At 55.1% G+C, this 17,634-nt stretch carries 11 protein-coding genes and 1 pseudogene; all 12 read left to right on the top strand.

Going from position 1 to position 17,634, the window contains the following annotated elements; genetic code table 11:
• Nucleotides 1-161: 161 nt before the first annotated feature.
• Nucleotides 162-887: pseudogene (locus FYJ45_RS17305) on the top strand (ParA family protein); the annotation flags it as partial.
• A complete protein-coding gene (locus FYJ45_RS17300) occupies nucleotides 880-1,908 on the top strand; it encodes a ParB N-terminal domain-containing protein (protein WP_154466104.1) in 1,029 nt (342 codons plus the stop codon). The pseudogene FYJ45_RS17305 and the gene FYJ45_RS17300, both read left to right, overlap by 8 nt.
• A gap of 639 nt (nucleotides 1,909-2,547) precedes the next feature.
• Nucleotides 2,548-3,057, top strand: a complete 510-nt coding sequence (locus tag FYJ45_RS33230; protein WP_321170252.1) for a TnpV protein — start codon at nucleotides 2,548-2,550, stop codon at nucleotides 3,055-3,057.
• A 488-nt stretch (nucleotides 3,058-3,545) separates the two neighbouring features.
• Nucleotides 3,546-10,349: a GNAT family N-acetyltransferase gene (locus FYJ45_RS17290; protein ID WP_235930866.1), complete on the top strand. Its 6,804-nt coding sequence runs from the start codon at nucleotides 3,546-3,548 to the stop codon at nucleotides 10,347-10,349.
• A 21-nt stretch (nucleotides 10,350-10,370) separates the two neighbouring features.
• Nucleotides 10,371-11,465, top strand: a complete 1,095-nt coding sequence (locus tag FYJ45_RS17285) for a hypothetical protein (RefSeq protein WP_154466102.1) — start codon at nucleotides 10,371-10,373, stop codon at nucleotides 11,463-11,465.
• A gap of 155 nt (nucleotides 11,466-11,620) precedes the next feature.
• The gene (locus tag FYJ45_RS17280; protein ID WP_154466100.1) at nucleotides 11,621-12,514 is read left to right on the top strand and encodes a hypothetical protein; all 894 of its coding nucleotides are present in this window, start codon (nucleotides 11,621-11,623) and stop codon (nucleotides 12,512-12,514) included.
• The gene (locus tag FYJ45_RS17275) at nucleotides 12,501-13,091 is read left to right on the top strand and encodes a hypothetical protein (protein ID WP_321170251.1); all 591 of its coding nucleotides are present in this window, start codon (nucleotides 12,501-12,503) and stop codon (nucleotides 13,089-13,091) included. The genes FYJ45_RS17280 and FYJ45_RS17275 overlap by 14 nt, the downstream gene beginning before the upstream one ends.
• A complete protein-coding gene (locus FYJ45_RS17270) occupies nucleotides 13,075-13,659 on the top strand; it encodes a DUF4314 domain-containing protein (protein ID WP_195841864.1) in 585 nt (194 codons plus the stop codon). Before FYJ45_RS17275 ends, FYJ45_RS17270 begins: the two co-directional genes overlap by 17 nt.
• 11 nt (nucleotides 13,660-13,670) lie before the next feature.
• Nucleotides 13,671-14,741: a DUF3991 domain-containing protein gene (locus FYJ45_RS17265; protein WP_154466096.1), complete on the top strand. Its 1,071-nt coding sequence runs from the start codon at nucleotides 13,671-13,673 to the stop codon at nucleotides 14,739-14,741.
• Nucleotides 14,742-14,743: 2 nt separating this feature from the next.
• Complete coding sequence (locus tag FYJ45_RS17260; RefSeq protein ID WP_321170250.1) at nucleotides 14,744-15,637, top strand: hypothetical protein; 894 nt, start codon at nucleotides 14,744-14,746, stop codon at nucleotides 15,635-15,637.
• A gap of 232 nt (nucleotides 15,638-15,869) precedes the next feature.
• Nucleotides 15,870-16,352, top strand: coding sequence for a ribbon-helix-helix protein, CopG family (locus FYJ45_RS17255; RefSeq protein WP_154466092.1), 483 nt, complete (start codon nucleotides 15,870-15,872; stop codon nucleotides 16,350-16,352).
• Complete coding sequence (gene mobP3 / locus FYJ45_RS17250; protein WP_321170249.1) at nucleotides 16,333-17,568, top strand: MobP3 family relaxase; 1,236 nt, start codon at nucleotides 16,333-16,335, stop codon at nucleotides 17,566-17,568. Before FYJ45_RS17255 ends, mobP3 begins: the two co-directional genes overlap by 20 nt.
• The last annotated feature ends 66 nt before the right edge of the window (nucleotides 17,569-17,634 follow it).

Genomic DNA, 17,634 nt, shown 5'->3' with positions numbered 1-17,634 from the left:
CTTCTTGATTGGTTGAAATCGCTGTAAGGAGTTCTTCCGAATTATGCAAAGTCTAAAGAGCCCGTACACTTTATATAATCAACAAAGTGTGGGCTCCACTTTGCATAATAACTTACTTTTCATAACCTACGTTATGCGAAGCTTCGCATAACGTTGGAAAGACCAGCAGCACCCGGAATCTGGCCTACTCCCTAGCGGAGCTGGGTAAAAAGGTATTGGCGGTGGACTTCGACCCCCAAACCAACCTGACGATCAGCTTTGGCGTGGCACCAGCCGCTTTGCAGGAAACGGCGGCCAGCCTGATGATGAAATTAGTCATGGATGAAGCTCTGCCGGAAAAGGGAAGCTACATCCTGAACATAGGCAAAGTGGATCTGCTTCCGTCAAAAAAGACGCTGACTGTGGCAGAGGTGAACCTGTTGATTGAACGAAAGGACGATTGCCTTGCCAAGCTGCTGGCGCCTCTCCGGGCGGACTATGACTACATCCTGGTGGACACCGGCCCGTCCCTCGGTTCTCTCACCATCAACGCCTTTACTGCGGCGGATGAAATCATCATTCCCGTTGACCCGGAGTTGTTCGCTCTGGTGGGCTTGAAGGAGTTGACGGAAACGATCTCCAAAATCAAGCAAAATCTGAATCCAAAGGTGGAGATCATCGGCATCCTGTTCACGAAATGCAGTAAACGGACAACCTTATACCGCCAGACCAGCGAACAGGTGCGTTCCGTGTTCGGCCACCTCCCCATTTTTGAGAGCCAGATCCCAGCTACCGTTCAGGTGGGGACCGCCAACAGCAAGGGACTCAGCGTGATGGAGCTGGACGCCAAAAGCCCCGCAGCCACAGCCTACATGAATCTGGCAAAGGAGGTGCTTGCGTATGCCTAACATCAATCCCCGTATCCGTTCTCTGGATGACCTTCTAGGCGTTGCGCAGGGAGTGGAGAACACGGCGGCAGCGGAGAACAAGCCCGCCCAGCCTGTAAACACTGGTATCCAGATGCTTCCTCCGCAAATCATCCGAGGATTTCGGGGGCATCCCTTCCGGCTGTATGAGGGCGACCGGCTCAATGACCTGGTGGAGAGCATTTCGGAAAATGGTGTTTTGGTTCCTGCCATTGTCCGAAAGATCGAACCGGATGAGAATGGTTTTGAATATGAAATGCTGGCCGGTCACAACCGGCAGAACGCCGCCTCTCTCGCACACCGGGAACTCCCCTGCATCATCAAGGAGAATCTTTCCGATCAGGACGCATGGATCTATGTCATTGAAACCAATGTCCTGCAACGCTCCTTCTCCGAAATGCTGCCCTCTGAAAAGGCGGCTGTGCTGGCACTGCGTTACTCCAAGATGATTTGTCAGGGGCGCCGGAACGATATTATTGAGGAACTGAAAAGGCTGGAAAACCCTGATGAAATCAAAGAAAACAAGACTTGTGGCATTGACTGCCACAAGTCCAAAAGCCGGGATGTTGTGGGGGCTGAATACAACCTGAAAGGCCGAGCTGTGGCGAATTATCTCCGCATCAATGAACTGTCGGCCGCCTTGAAAATCAGGATCGACGATGGAGAATTTACGATTGCGGCGGCGGTTCAGCTCTCCTATCTGGAACAAGAGGAACAGCAGATGGTGGAGGCCGTTTTGTCGGAAAGCGAGTACAAGGTCAACGAGGGCAAAGCTGTCCTGCTGCGGGAATACACCGGCAAGCTGACCCCGGAACGGGCGGAACAAATCCTCTCCGGCGAGTTCAGCCGGAAGCCCAGGAAATCCACGGCTGCGGCGTTCAAAGTCAAACCGGCAATTTACAAGAAATACTTTACTGCCAGCATCAGCCAGAAGGAGTTTGACAGCATTGTGGACGAGGCCCTTGCGCTCTACTTTGCCCGGCAAGAGGCCGCAACCGTCTAAACTGAAAATCCATTACAGGAAGGAGGAGCCTATTGAGAAACGATGAACGCCTGCGGACGATTTATGAGGTCATGGCCCCCTACATCGTCCGCAGCGAGCGGAACTGGCGGGAGTACCTGACCTTTGCGTCCCGGTTCCACAAGCAGAGCTTTGATAATATCCTGCTGGTCTACGCACAGGATGAGGATGTGACTGTCCTTGCCAGCAAAAAACAGTGGGCCAGCGTGGGCAGGAATCTAATTTCCCGTCCAAAAGGGATTGCTGTCTGCGTTTACAGCAACGCCCGCCTTACGCTTGACTATCTCTTTGATATAAGTCAAACTGTGGGCAAGGAGATTCATCCCACCAACTGGCGGCTTTCCGATGAGATGCAAAAGGCTCTGGTGGAACGGCTTACCTTCTCACATGGGTTTCAGGCACAGCCATTCCCAGACCTCTTGTACGCCCTGGCGCGTGAGGCCGTCAATGACAACTACGAGCATTATTTACAGGGGCTTCGGCAGGAAACAAAAAACCATCTGTTTGAGGAAATACCGGCTGGCGGCTTTGAAGCACAGTATATCCAGCTTTTGAGCGACAGCGTTTCCTATTTCATCGGTAAAAAGTGCCACTTGCCGGACGAGGCGATCCGCATGGGCGATGGGATGGCGACAGTCAGCCATTTCAACACGGTTCCGCTGGTTGCCCATCTGGGTATGGCAGTCACCTCCATTTCAAAAGCGGTGCTTTTGGAGATGGAACGGAACATCAGGATCATCAATCGGGAAAGGAAGGTGCAATATGAGCAAGCCGAACATCAATCTGAATTACAAGGAACAGGGCGGGATGCTTCTCCCCGACCTGCAAATCTCCAACAGCAGCGAGGCGGACAGGCCCCTGGGCCGGTACGGGCGGCTGGCGCTGGAATATCTCAAGGACAACCAGCCGGAGCGATATACGATTTTGAAAATGGATGGCAGTCTGATGGAGGTCATGCACCGGGTGCAGGACGAGGCCACGGAGAAGATCGAGGCCCTGACCCAGCAGATGCTTCAGCAGGAACCGATGCCGCAGACCGAGGACATTCTGGAACGGACACGCCACCTGAACGACCTGAAGCTGATGGTGGAGGAAACGGTACTCCAGACCATCGTGCTGATCCCCCGCTGACCGAAGAACAACCGCAGACCGAGGCACCGCAAGACACGGAGCATGAAGGAGAGCCGCCCGCACAGGACGGCTCTCTTTCTGTTTCTCCAAATGTTGAACATCACTTTTCCGATGAAGAAGTCCGCCGCCACTATGAGCATATCCTGACCAGCACCGACCTCTATCCCGCTGAATTACATCAGGCGGTGCGGGCGGTGTTGGCGGACGGCGTTACAGACTACAACTGGACGGAAAAAGGCCGGGAGATCTGCGGCCTGTTCACGGCTTATGGCGACCGGGAGTTTCAGGGCGAAGTGCTGTACCGCGCGAAGCTTCGTGGAGAGGACGGCATTTCCTTTTATTTTGACGATGGCTACACCTACTTCCCCTGGCCCAGCCTTGCCAATCTGCTGGACGCCCTGATCGAAACGGGCGTTTACCCGGATATAACTGTGGAGGAAGAACCTGACCCCATTGGGGACTACAATATCCCGGCTGAAGTAGAAGAAATGGGCGGCACCCCGCAAAGGGAGATCGGGCAGGCCGACTATGACTATGTTTTGGGTGCTGTGGCTTATGAAGCAGGTGAAACGGCGGAAGAACCCGTCCGCCCGCAAGCGGTATTTACAGAAATCAAGGGAATCCCAAAGGCGGATGAAATAGACTCCTTTGTGCCAGAGCCGGTCGCTGGCGGGCAACAGGTCATCGTGGCGGGAGATCAAGCCAATCTGATTCCACCAGCGGAAGAATCTCCATCCCCACATAAATCCAGAGGGAATACCACCGCCCACAAGAACTTCCGGCGTTTTCAAAAGCTGTTCCCGGAGATTGTGTCCGGGCAGTATGACTCTCTGCGTTTAGAGGCTGGGGACGCCTATGATCCCCTGGTGATCCACCACAAATACGGCGATCACTACTGCATGGAACATTACTATATGCAGAATGGCGACCGGATGTATGACCCCTATATGGACTTCCTGATCGACACGGAGGCCGGGACCCTGCGGGCCTTCAGCTATGAAAACAGCGGCATCGGCATATATCAGGAGGCAGACCCCGCAGACCCGGCGCAGGAAAAGAAAATTGCCGGGTTCGGCCAGTTCTTCGCTACCTGGCTGAACAACATCGCCAGTCAGGGCTATGAGCCGGTACGCGCCACTATGCTGGTCAATGATGAGGAAGTGGATGTGGAGCTGCGGCCAGCCCCCGAAGCAGTCCCGGCCGCAGAAGATGAGAAACCGGAGCAGCTTTCCCTCCTGGCCTCGCCCCCTGAAAGAAACCCGGAAGATCTGCTGATTGAGCGCGCTATGCTGCGTGGGCCTCTGGCTACACAGAAAAAAGATCGTATCTACGAATTTGCCCGGACCCATCCCACAGGCTCGGCTTTTGCCTCTTTCCTGAAAGAGATGTACGGCTACGAGGGGTTTCCTGATGAAGCGGCGGGGCTTGACTATGTGTATTCCGGTACGGACAGCATTGAGCTGCACTGGACCGATGAACATGGGGAAAAGAGGGAAACCAAGCTGTCCTGGCCGCAGGCTGCCGGTATCGTTCAACGCCTGGTGGATGAGGGGCGCTATCTGGAGGCCCCTGCCGTCAGTGAGCCGGAACAGAAGGATGAGACGCAGCCGTTCAGCGCCGAATACCGTCTGTTAGACCGTCTGTGTGCTGACTGCGAGTATTTTCTGGGTGAAGGGCAGCGGGCGGAAAAGCACCTGTGGGCAGGCAATGTGGAGGCGCAGATCGCCAAAATGCGGGAGCTGTACGCTAAACTGCCGGAAAAACCGGATTGGCTCTCCCCGGAAACCATCGACGCTTACGCCCGCCGCATGGCAGCCCCGGAGCAGCCAGAGGAAACCCGGATACTTGATGAGGCGCTGGGCGCCCACAACGGTCAGATTGATATGCTCATGCAGGCCGTCCGTGAGGAACTGACAGTGGGCACCCTGCGGTACAGCATTTTCGAGGGACGGCCCCATATCAGCATGATCGAGGTGCTGGAGGATTACCGCCGTCAGGGGATCGCCACCCAGATGCTCCGCTATCTGCAAGGGCAGTATCCCGATGAAGAAATCGAGTGGGGCTATCTGACGGAGGACGGTTCCGCCCTCTACCGGGCGGTGGTGGACGAACAGCCCAACCCGGAATATCAAAAGGTCAAGACTGATCTGGAGGACATTACCCGCCTGTACGACGGCTATGTGCAGAGAATGGACAACGGCGGCATCCTCTCCCCAGCGGAAGCCGCTGATATGGATGATCTGGAGGACATTCAATACCGGCTGGAAAAGGAATTGGATGCACTTCGGCCTGTGCGGGCTTTTGTCCGCATGGAGAGTGCGCCGTCCACACAACCGGAGGAAAGGCCGGTTCCTGAACCGCCAGCCAATCCCCGGCCGGAACCGTTCATCCCCCGCAACTTCCGCTTTTCCACGGACTATGACCTCTATCCCGGAGGCGCCAAGACCAAGTATAAAAACAACATTCTGGCAATCAAGACCTTAAAGCAGATTGAGGCGGAACAGAGAACAGCCACCCCGGAGGAACAGATCATCCTTGCCCGATATGTGGGCTGGGGCGGCCTTGCCAACGCTTTCTCCGATAAAGCAGCCGGATGGGAAAGCGAATATCAGGAGCTAAAGGCCCTGCTGACCGATGAAGAATATAAGGCGGCCATGCGCTCCACCATCACCGCCTACTACACCGAGCCGGAACTGATCCGCTATATGTACCGCGCTTTGGAACGGTTCGGCTTTGAGGGCGGCCCCGACCGCAGGATTCTTGACCCCGGCATGGGGACTGGCAATTTCTATTCTGTGCTGCCGGAGCAGTATCAGGGAACCAAGCTGTATGGTGTGGAACTGGATTCCATCACCGGGCGTATCGCAAAGCAGCTCTATCCAGAGGCGGATATTTCCGTTATGGGCTATGAGGCTGCCAAGTTTGAGGACAACAGCTTTGATGTGATCCTGGGCAACATCCCCTTCAACAGCGTCAAAATCTACGACCGCCGCTACAATGAACTGAACCCCTATATCCACGACTACTTTTTCATCAAGTCCCTGGACCTTGCCAAGCCGGGCGGCATCATCGCCTTTATCACCAGCAAGGGCATTCTGGACCGGAAGGACGAGAGCCTGCGGGAGTATATCGCACAGCGGGCAGAGTTTATCGGCGCTGTCCGCCTGCCCAATACGGCGTTCAAGGCACTGGCGGGAACCGAAGTGACTGCGGATATTGTCTTTTTGAAAAAGCGGGCGATCCCCATGACGCTTGACCGGACAAACACCCCATCGTGGATACAGACAGACATGGAACGGGGAAAATGGATTTCCTACAACCGCTACTTCATGGATCACCCGGAAATGCTCATGGGCAAGATGGAGAGCAGCCGGAATATGTACGGCAGCGAGGATGGCACGGCCTGTATCGCGCCGGAGGGTTTCGACCTGTATGAACACCTCTCCGGCGCGGTGGAAAGCCTGTATGCCCGTTTCAGCGCGGAGCCGGATGTGGAGCCACTGGAGGAAACGGAGGAAGAACAGCCGGACGATTATGAGGACGCCCCCGAAGGGACCCGGAATTTTACCTTTGTGGTGAAGGACGGCGAAATCTACTACTGCGAGAAGAACAAGCTGATCCCACAGCCCTACACCGGAATGAAGGCAGCCCGCATCAAGGGCCTATGTGAAATCCGTGCCGCGCTGCTGGAGGTCATCAGCATCCAGTCCCATGAGTATGACCCTCTGGACCTCCGCAAAGCGCAGGATAAACTCAATCAGGTCTATGACCGCTTCACCGCCAAGTATGGAGCCATCAACAGCAAGGGCAATATCCTCGCCTTTTCCGATGACGATCAATTCCCCCTGCTGCGCTCCATTGAGGACGAACGAAAGGATAAGAGCGGCTGGGATAAATCGGCCATCTTCCACAAGGCGACCATCCGGCCCTTCCGTGAGGTCAACCACGCTGATACCGCCGAGGACGCCCTGCATATCTGCCTGAACCGCAAGCTGCGGGTAGACCTCTCCTATATGTCATTCCTGACCGGGAAAGAACCGGGCGAGCTGGTGGCAGAGCTGGGCGGCCGTATCTATCTCAACCCGCAGAAATACTATGGGAACCCGGATGAGGGCTGGGAGCTGGCGGAGGAATATCTGAGCGGCCATGTGCGGGACAAGCTGCTTTACGCAAGACAGAAGGCGGCGGAGGAACCGGAACTGTTCGCCCGGAATGTGGAGGCGCTGGAGGCGGTTCAGCCGGAGCCTCTGACCCCTGCCGATATTGAAGTGAATCTGGGCGCCATCTGGGTGCCGGTTGAGTATTACCGCCAATTCATGTATGAAACCTTCCAGACCAGCGGCTATGCCAAGGTGATTGACGGAGGGGACAACCGGCACCGCATTGATATTGAGTATTTCCCCTATACTACCACCTGGCGGATCAGCAATAAAACCTCTGAACCCGATTCCGTGACGATCAATCAGACGCTCGGCACAAGCCGCAAAAACGCCTATGAGATACTGGAGGACTGCCTGAATATGCAGTCCACGACCGTCCGGGACCGGCAGGAATATATCAATGACAGGGGCGATAAGGCAGTCCGCTATGTCATCAACCCGAAGGAAACCATGATCGCCCGCGCCAAACAGCAGCAGATTCAGGAATCCTTTGCGTCCTGGATATGGAGGGACCCGGAGCGGCGGGACGCCCTGCTCAAGCTGTATAACGATACCTTCAATACCGTCCGGCCCCGTGAATACGATGGGAGCCATCTGGTGATCCCCGGCATGAACTCCGAGATGAAGCTGCGGAAGCACCAGCTTGACTTTGTGGCCCGTGTCATTTACACCGGCACAGGGCTTGCGGCCCATGAGGTGGGCGCCGGGAAAACCGCCGCTTTGATTGCCGCCGGGATGTACCTGAAGAACCTGGGAGCGATCCACAAGGCGGTGTTTGTGGTCCCCAATCCCCTTGTAGGCCAGTGGGCGATGGAATTTTACCGCTTTTTCCCCAACGCCAATCTGCTGGTGTCCACGGTGGATGACTTTACCCCTAAAAACCGGAACCGCTATATTTCCAAAATCGCCACCGGAGAATACGACGCGGTGATCCTGGCACACAGTCAGTTTGAAAAAATCCCTATTTCAAAAGAGCGGCAGATCATGCAGTTGGAACAGCAGATCAATGAGATTGAGGCCGCAATCAGCGAAATGAAGTATGAAAAGGGTGAAAACTGGAGCGTCAAGCAGATGGCGATTTTCCGGGGAAACCTGGAAGCCAAGTTGGAAAAACTGTCCGCCGAGGAAAAGAAGGACGACCTTCTGACCTTTGAACAGCTCGGCGTGGATATGATGTTTGTGGATGAGGCGCATTTTTATAAAAACTGCTTTGTATTCACAAAGCTGCGGAATGTGGCGGGCATCACAACCTCCTCCAGCCAGCGGGCTTTTGATATGCTGCTGAAATGCCAGTATTTGCAGGAGGTCAACAACGGGCGCGGCGTGGTGTTTGCAACGGGGACGATGATAAGCAATTCCATCTCCGAGCTGTTCGTCATGCAGCGGTATTTACAGCCGCAGGAGCTGGAGCGGTTCGGCTGGTCCTATTTCGATACCTGGATCGCCCACTTTGCCAAGCGTACTTCCGTGCTTGAACTGCGGCCGGAGGGCGGCGGCTACCGGATGCGGGACCGCTTTGTGCGGTTCTACAATCTGCCGGAACTGATGGCCGTTCTCAGAGAGGTTGCGGACATCAAAACGGCGGATATGCTTGATATTCCCGGCCTGCCAGCCATTCAGGGCGGAAAGGCGCAGATCATTCCCACAGAGGCCACCCCCGCGCAAAGGGCGATCATGGCGGAGTTTATCCTGCGGGCGGACGCAATCCGCGCTGGCCGTGTAAAGCCAGAAGAAGATAATATGCTGAAGCTGACCAGCGAGGCCCGCATGATGGCGATTGACCCCCGCATGATCGTTCCCACGGCGGACGGCACAGGAAGCAAGCTGAATATCTGCATTGACGAGGTGTATCAGGTTTGGGCGGATACCGCCGAGGCATCCTCCACCCAGCTCATTTTCTGTGATGTGGGCACCCCCAAGGCGGGACGCTTCAATGTGTACGATGAATTTAAGCGGGTGCTGCTCGAAAAGGGCGTACCGGAATCCGAAATCGCCTTTATCCATGACGCCGCGACCGAGGTCCAGAGGCAGGCGCTGTTTGAGCGCACCTGTAAGGGTGAAGTCCGCATCCTGCTGGGCAGTACCAATAAGCTGGGAACCGGCGTGAATGTGCAGGACAAGGTAATTGCCATCAATCATCTGGATTGTCCGTGGCGGCCTTCCGATATTACCCAGCGGGATGGGCGCGGGGTCCGGCAGGGCAACGAGAACCCGGAGGTCATGATAAAGCAATTTGTGACAAAGGGCACCTTTGACGCCTATCTCTGGCAGATTCAGGAACAAAAATTGCGGTATATCAAGCAGATTCTCACCGGCAGGAGCATCGCCCGGTCCTGTGAGGATGTAGATGAAACGGTGCTTTCCGCCGCGCAGTTTAAGGCGGCCGCTACGGATAATCCCATGCTGGCGCAGAAGATGGAGCTGGAAAACCGGGTGACAGAGCTGAAAATCCTACGGGGCGCGTGGAGCAACGAGCAGCTTTCTTTGGAACGGAAGGTGAACACGACCTATCCCAACCGCATCCAGCAGTATCAGCGGCAAATCGAGCAGATCAGTCAGGACATAGCCCTGCTGGAGCAGACCAGGGGCGGGGAGTTCTCCATTGTCCTGGACGGAAAACCGTACACAGAACGCCCGGCGGCAGGCGATGTGTTTGCCCTGCTTTACCGCACGATCAATGAAAACCGCGCAAAGGATGACTTTGAGTTTGAAATTGGCTCTTACCGTGGATTCAGGCTCTGCCTTAACCTTCACCCGCTTTCTCAGGGAATCATCCTGCGGGGAACCTCCCGGTACAGTACGGACATTGGTTCTTCTGGACAGGGAACGATTACCCGCATTGAGAACCTTGCAGAGCGTATCCCGTCTTACCTGATTGATACTCAGCGGGATTTGGAGGAAGTAGAAAAGCAGTTGGAGGCTGCCCGTCAGCAGATGGGCCAGCCTTTTATTTATGAGGAAGAACTGTCCGAAAAAGTTGCTACCCTGACGGAGATCAACACAAAGCTGGAGTTCGAGTCTTTGCAGGAGCAGGAAAGTGAGGTGATTTTAGATGAGGACAATCCTCAGACAGACGGAGGGAAAGCTGTGGCTGGTATCTCCGTTCATGCGGCTGCCGGCATCGAACAGTAAAATGGCGGGAGGTGATTTGAAATGAGTGAAAAACATTCCTCCGTCTGCTATATCTTCCGGGAAGGCGCCTTCTCTCCTGTACGAGAGGCCAAGCCGTTCCGCAACGATTTCGGCCTGGACCTGTTTCAGTACAAGGGCGCCGTCTATGAGGGCAGGACGGGTTTGCATCTCTGCCCCTTACAGGAGGCGGAATACCTGGACCTGTTCATCAAGTCGCATGGCGGGATAGAAAAAGTACAGCAAGTGATCGACAGCAGCTTGGAGCGAACCGGCCTCTCTCCCCGCTATACCCGGCCAGATGAAAAGAAAAAGGACATTTTCCCGCCAAAGGAAAAGGATGAAAACCGGGTGTTTGCCAAAGACCTGATGGGCAATAAGCATTACTATTACCGCTTCTACAATGAGAATGGTATTGAACTTTATACGATGGAAAAGAAACGGGAGTTTTTTCAGACGGTCTTTATCCCCTGCGAGGGGTTCATGGTAGGCATCGACCAGCGGCACCGATTGGAAGAAATCCTGAAATGGCTGTCCACGCTGGAGCATGGCATCCGGGGTGAGATCGAACGGGTTTTTAATGAGAGTATGGGCGATCCGAAGCGGTGGGCAGACTTGGGCTTTGCCCATCTGTTGGGGCGGTATGACGAGGCCAAGACACACAACGCCCCTATTCTGGAGGAACGGCGCCAGCGGGATGAACAGCGGAAAGCAGAGCGTGAAGCAGAAAGGCGTCAGCGTGAACACGAACAGCAGGCCCGCTATGATACCGCTATCCGGGAGGCGGAGAAGGATATTCTGGCGGGAAAGGAGGTGGTGAACCGGGAGGTCAACGGCAAGGCCCTGATTATGCAGCTTTTCCGGGAGCATGAGATTCCTGTCCCTCTCAAAACACAGGGCTGGATCATCAATGCGCTGCACAGCATCCGCTATTCCCCGGAGAGCGGACAGTGGGACTACCGTTATGTTAAAAGCAGCCGTGACAGCACAAAAATGTTTGAACTGCTCCCGAAGCTGTCAGCGGCAATTCAGACCAAGCAGCAGTTTGAGGAACGGGGTGAGGCCAGCCCGGAGGCCCCCGCCGCTGCGGACGAGAACGAGCAGGACATGGAACTGTAAACCTGTTTTTGGAAAGGAGTTCACATGAAAAAAGTAATTGTTGGTATTTCCGCCGCTGCCGTCGTGATCGGCGGCTTTTTCTATTTTGCCTGGTACCGGCATTCCCGTGACGCGATCCGGTGATGCGGTTCCTGCTGCCAAGGAGGTGAGGAATCATGCCGCTTGCGGCAACGAGGGCGCCCTACACCCTGTTTATCGTGGACGATGATATGCCCCTGAACCCCCGTGAGGACTACGACTGCCTGGGGAAAATGGTCTGCTGGCCTGGGCGCTACATTCTGGGGGAAAAACATGATTTTTCAGACCCCTGTGATTTTCTGGAAGAACTGCTTTTTTCGGAATATTCCAGCAAGCATGACCGGAATAATCCGGTATTTGAGTTTCTGAAATCCGGCAAGGCCAGGTACGCCCGATTGGAATATAACCGCTCCACAAGGGAGTGGGAGCTAAAGGAGATCCAGAACTGGGCTTCCGAGAGCGACTGGTATGTATCGTCCAGCTATGCCGCCTCTCTGAAAGACAACGTACCGGATTGGTTCCTGCATGACTGCCTCTCCGCCCTTCACAACGACGAACTGTTTTCACTGGTGGAGCAGATGGAGGGCATGGTGATCCTGCCTCTCTATCTCTACGACCATTCGGGCATCACCATGAACACCACCGGCTTTTCCTGTCCGTGGGATTCCTCTCAGGTGGGATGGATTTATGCGGACAAAAAGAGGATCGAAGCAGAATACGGCAAAGTGACGCCTGAAACTATGGAGAAGGCCCGCCAAGTGCTGGAGGGTGAGGTGAAGTCCTACGACTATTTCCTGACCGGCCAGTGTTATGGGTTCCAGCTATTCCGGGAAGATGTGGAGGTGGATAGCTGCTGGGGCTTCCTGGGGGAAATCCGGGATGTTCAGGATGCCGTAAAGGAGTGTCTGCCGGAGGACTGCGATCCGGCTATCGTGGAACTGCTCCAGTTCCGCTATGAGGAGCTGGACATTGACGAATATCTGGAAGAATTGAGGGAAGAAACGGAGGGATTGGATTGTGAAGCTGGATAAAACACAGCCGCTTTATATCCTTTACGGGTGCAACATCGTCAAGGAGCGAAGCACCATGCGGCTGATCGCCGCCACTACGGATGAGGAAATGCTGAAGGTCATCATTGGCTCAGAGATTCTCCTTGGGGTCATGGACTACCGGGGCTTCAGCAACATGAAAGGCTTTCAGCAGTTCCGGGCTGCCTGCCGCAACGGTGATGAGCGATATGATGACCTGTCCTATGGATTTGTGGAGAAAACGGAAAACCTGCTGCTGCCCGACTGTGCCAAAGAACCGCTGTACGCAAGAACCTATAAATATCTGAATATGCTCGACCGGGAGTTTGACGAAATCCGTAACGGGACGTTGGAAACCCTTCCGGGAGAGCGCAAGCATCAGATTTTAAGTAAGGCGCTGGAGTGGGCGGCCGCGCACTACGACGGCTGGGAGCTTTACCGGCATCTAAAGGACAGCTTGGGCATGGAGGATCAGGAGATCTCCCGCGCCGGGTTTGAACTGGATGAGTTCTACGAGGACGAGGCGCCGGAGGACGAAGCAGATTATGAGCCGGAGGACGACTATGAGGAAGAATTATGATACCTCGTCTCTGCCGGAACACTGTTATGCGGTCCTCCCCAGCTCCGGGCAGCTCATTGAGGTCCGGCGCGGCGAAATGGGCTATTACCCCTGCGCTTACTCCACCGGCGACCGCGCCTACAACCAAGTCCTGGCAAACTACTTCAACGCCCATGAGGGCGTCACAAAGGCGCAGGCGGCGGCTATGCTGACCGGGTCCATGTTTGGCTGGAATGTCCCTGCTGCCGACCCGTCCCGATATGATCTGGACGGAGAGCCGGTCCGACTAGGTGTGCGGAAGGCCCTGCCCCGGTCCCCACAATATCTGTATGAACAGGCCAAGTTGCTGCGGGAGGAATATGTCCCCGGTACGAAGGTTGTTCTGGACGAGGCGGTAATCGACCCCTGCTATGACGCACCCGCAGGGCTGGCCGGTATCGTTCAGTCTGTGGATGACGCCGGTCAGCTCCTTTGTCAGTGGGAAAATGGGCTTTCGTTCCGTCTCGTTCCCGGAACAGATCATTTCCACAAAGAAGCAGTACAGGAATTGGAATTACCTGATGAAGAAGAAGCAGATTTGGAACTGTGAGGTGATGGTTTATGCGAAGAAGTGCCGCCGTGTATCACAAATTCACCGAGGACGAGATACGGCAGGCAAACAGTGTGGACATTCTCTCCCTTGCCCGTGGGTACGGTTATGAGCCGGAAAAGGCAGGCCGCAAGGCCGTCCACATGAAGCACAGCGGCGGCCTGTATATCTTCCCGGAGAACAACCGCTTTTTCCAGTGGACGGGGCCGGATGACGGCATCAAGGGCGGAGCCATTGATTTTGTCATGCGGGAGGAAAACCTGTCCTTCCCGGAGGCGGTGGGCAAGCTGATCGGCAAGGAATATGCGGCGGAAGCCCGACAGGTAGCGCCCTATGAGAAGAAGGAGCGCGGGCCGCTGGAGCTGCCGGACAAGGCAGACAACATGAAGCGGGCCTATTGGTATCTGGTGTCCGTCCGAGGGATCAGCCCCCAAATCGTCAGCCATTTTATGAATCGGAAGATGATCTATCAGGAGAAAAAGTACGGCAACTGCGTGTTTGTGGGTTATGACGCCGAGGGAACGCCCCGGTACTGCTCCATGCGGGCGGCCAGAGAAAACAGCTCATTCAAGATGGACGCGACCGGCTCTGATAAAAGTTACCCCTTTTTCCATGAGGGAACAAGCGACCTGCTGATTGTCACCGAAGCCCCTATCGACCTGATGAGCCATGCGTCCATCGCCGCTGACTTTTATGGGCGGGACTGGACGGAGGATCATCGTATCTCCACCGGCTGCCTGTGGAACGGAGCTATTGACCGCTATCTGGAAGGGCATCCGCAGATCAGGCGGCTGGTGTTTGCGGTGGACAACGACTATCTGGCCCGTGACAAAGATGGGCAGTTTCGGAATTGGGGGCAGCTTACGGCGGCCAAGTGGGTGCGGGAATATACCGGGCGGGGATTTCAGTGCGCTGTCCATGTTCCCCATCTGAATGATTTTAATACCGACCTGGTGGAGCGGCGGAAAGGCCGCTCCGTGGAGGATTTAGACCGCCTGCGTATGGCGGAGCTGGAGGCGGAATTTAACAGAGACGCCGTTGAAGAACCTGAAAACGAAGATGAACAGGAAATGGAGGCTTGATTGTGGCGAAGATACAGACCTTTGAACTGGACCGATGGAGTGAGCCGGATGAGAACCATCGTGTCAAACACATCGGTATGGCTGACGCCAGAGAAACCTTTGATAAGCTGAAAACGCATTTAGAAGCACACGGACTTCTCCCGGACGAATACTTTTTATATTCGGATGAGTTGTCTGGTGAATTGCCAGAATTTGAAGAAGCCCTTTGCATCCCAAATTTCGGTTCCAGTGAGGGAATCTACCTGGATATTTCCCTGGCCTGCCGGGACAGCGAGGGCAGCCGGTATTTTCAATCTTTTGCCACAGGCAAGACGCTTGGTGAAACGGCGGATGACTATTTTCGGATGTTCCGCATCGCCGCCGAGTGTTCCCTGATGCTGAATGGGCGCGGTTTTTCTTATGAGAGGAACAATGTGGACATCGTGTTGACTGAGAAAGAGGCCGCAGCCGTCGCAAATTCGGTGGAACTAGATCTGTGCGGCTATCTGGGGCCGGAAGCCGAGGCGCTGCTGTCCTCTGCTTTAGATAAATTCACTGGAGTCCCCTGCACGGCCATCCAGACCATCACCTGCCACGGGCGTGATGATTACGCTGTTTGGAATGTAGAGATCCCGTCCGATATGTTCCGCTCCATTGTCCGTAAAGCGGCAGAAAAGGTGGGGACGCTGGAAGAACTGATGAGCGGCATGGACCCCGCATCCGGCTGTGAAAGGCGGCTTTTGACGCAGATGAAGGACGGGCGCTTTGCGTTCTTCACCATCCCGGAGCGGATGAACGGCTTGCGGGATTATGAAACGCAGGGCAGCTCCACCCGTGGGAGCAGGGAGCAGATCATGGCGGAGATCTTCACGGATTGGGAACCCGCCGAGGAACCGGAGGACGAGCTGGAACGCTGACCCTCTCACTTCTCTTTTCATCCGTACTGACCGCCCCGCCGGGGCGCCCCACAGCCGGGAAACCGCAGGTCCAGCCTGCGATTTCCCGGTTAAGGCAGGAATAGCCGTCATACCTGACGGCGGGCCGACTGCTTGAAAGCCGTGCTTTCAACGGGTTTTTAAGGATTTTACAAGGTATGATTTTTTAATTTGGGTGTGATTTTTGTCACACCTTATAGAAGGGAGGCTTGACTTGAAAGAATCCCCCATCCGAACCGAGCGCAAAACCATTCATCTGCCCCCGGACACCATTCAGGCGCTCAATAAGCTGGCGGCCAGAAATGGGACGGACTTCTCCAAAGAGGTGCGGCGGGCGATTGACGAATACCTGGATTTGGAAAGTACCGCTGAGAACATCGACATGATAAGCGGCGTGATCCGGCAGGAACTCAGCGGTCAGATCAAAGGGCTGGGAAACCGGCTGGCCGGACTTATCAATCGCCTGACAATCATATCCGCCGCAGGCTACTATGCCAATATCGCCATTATCGCAGACCTGATCGACCGGGACCGCTATTCCTCTTTTGAGAAGATCGAGGCGGCGGCCAGAAAAGAGGCATTGGCGTTTGCAAACCAAAAGAACGCCGACGCTCTGCGTATTTTTCTGGATGACGAGGAAATGAAAAAGGCGATTCAGGCTGTTCAGGGGGGCCGCCGTGTCAATCCTGATCTATAAGCAGCGCCACCGGCACCCCAATCAGAAAAAGACGCCCAAGTGCAACTATGCCCACATCGGCTATATTGCCACCCGGCCCGGCGCGGTAAAGAATGAGGGGATGCGCCACGGCCTGTTCGGGAAACTGGAACCCGGCGAGGTGCGGGAGTTCTCCACCTGGCAGGAGGCGGCCCGTCTGGTGCGGGGGCTGTCCTACCGCCGTGTGAATATGTATCGGGGAATTATCTCCTTTTCCCCGGAAACAGCGGCCGAGCTGGGGCTGACCGATCATAAAGCCTGGGAGGACTACATGGAGCGTCATATTTTAACGCTGGCAAAGTATAATGGAATCCGGGTTCAGAACCTACAATGGGTGGCCGCCCACCACAATGAGCGGGGTCATCCGCACATCCATGTGGTGTTCTGGGATAAGAACCAGCGCACAATGGTTCCGTTTGTGCATCCCAGCATCCCGGATAAAATACGCAGGCAGTTGATCCGTGATACCTTCGCGGAGAAAATACAGGCGTATTGTGAAGCGAAGCAGCGGGCCAGAGAGCAGCTTACCGCAGCCGCCGTTGATCTGGTTGATGAGTTTGAGCAATATATGGAGCGGCTTCATCCCAGCGAGTACAAGCGCCTACGGGAAACCTTCGGCCATATCACGGATGATGAGCTGGGAGCCGCTTCACTGGACGGTGTTTTGAGTGCGGATGGGCTGGCCCGATTTATCCCCGGTCTGTTTGCCCTGAAAGAAAAGATGCCGAAAAAAGGCCGTCTGGCCTACAAGCTGCTGCCGGAGGAAGTAAAGGCCGAACTGGACGCTTTTATCAGCAGCTTGAAAACAGACTGCAAATACATTGGTGATCTGGTAAACGAGTATGCGGACGCCAAGTGCCAGCTTTCCATGCTCTATGACGCCGACCCTGCCCATGTGGAGGAACAGCGGCAGAAAGGAATCGCGGAGGCGGACAAGCTGATTGCCAACAAGGTATTGGAGGCCATACACACCATGCTCCGCAAGGATCGGGAAACCGGCTCTTTTGAGTATGCGGAGGCCCGAAAAGCCTACTATACAGAACGGTTGATCTGTGAAATCCTGATGGCGTTGGAACAGAACGCCGTCAGCATGGGTATGGAGTACGACGATTGCCAGAAGGCTATGGGAGGTGATCTTTCCAAGGCCGCCAAAAAGGAATGGTATTTACGGCACAAGGACAGGGGCATGGAACCATAACCAATGTGCGGCGCAAAAGAAAAATCGGAAAAGTTGATACTTGTCGATAAAAGTCGCTTGAAAAAG

Origin of the sequence: Eisenbergiella porci, from assembly GCF_009696275.1 — a bacterium.
Taxonomy (GTDB): domain Bacteria; phylum Bacillota; class Clostridia; order Lachnospirales; family Lachnospiraceae; genus Eisenbergiella; species Eisenbergiella porci.
The sequence above is the reverse complement of the archived record's forward strand: the minus strand, read 5'-3'. Positions and strand labels throughout refer to the sequence as shown.

What these genes read in the sequence shown, in the direction of transcription:
- FYJ45_RS17300 (WP_154466104.1), top strand. Translation starts at nt 880, where the DNA reads ATGCCTAACATCAATCCCCGTATCCGTTCTCTGGATGACCTTCTAGGC.
- FYJ45_RS33230 (WP_321170252.1), top strand. Translation starts at nt 2,548, where the DNA reads ATGGGATGGCGACAGTCAGCCATTTCAACACGGTTCCGCTGGTTGCCC.
- FYJ45_RS17290 (WP_235930866.1), top strand. Translation starts at nt 3,546, where the DNA reads ATGGGCGGCACCCCGCAAAGGGAGATCGGGCAGGCCGACTATGACTAT.
- FYJ45_RS17285 (WP_154466102.1), top strand. Translation starts at nt 10,371, where the DNA reads ATGAGTGAAAAACATTCCTCCGTCTGCTATATCTTCCGGGAAGGCGCC.
- FYJ45_RS17280 (WP_154466100.1), top strand. Translation starts at nt 11,621, where the DNA reads ATGCCGCTTGCGGCAACGAGGGCGCCCTACACCCTGTTTATCGTGGAC.
- FYJ45_RS17270 (WP_195841864.1), top strand. Translation starts at nt 13,075, where the DNA reads ATGAGGAAGAATTATGATACCTCGTCTCTGCCGGAACACTGTTATGCG.
- FYJ45_RS17265 (WP_154466096.1), top strand. Translation starts at nt 13,671, where the DNA reads ATGCGAAGAAGTGCCGCCGTGTATCACAAATTCACCGAGGACGAGATA.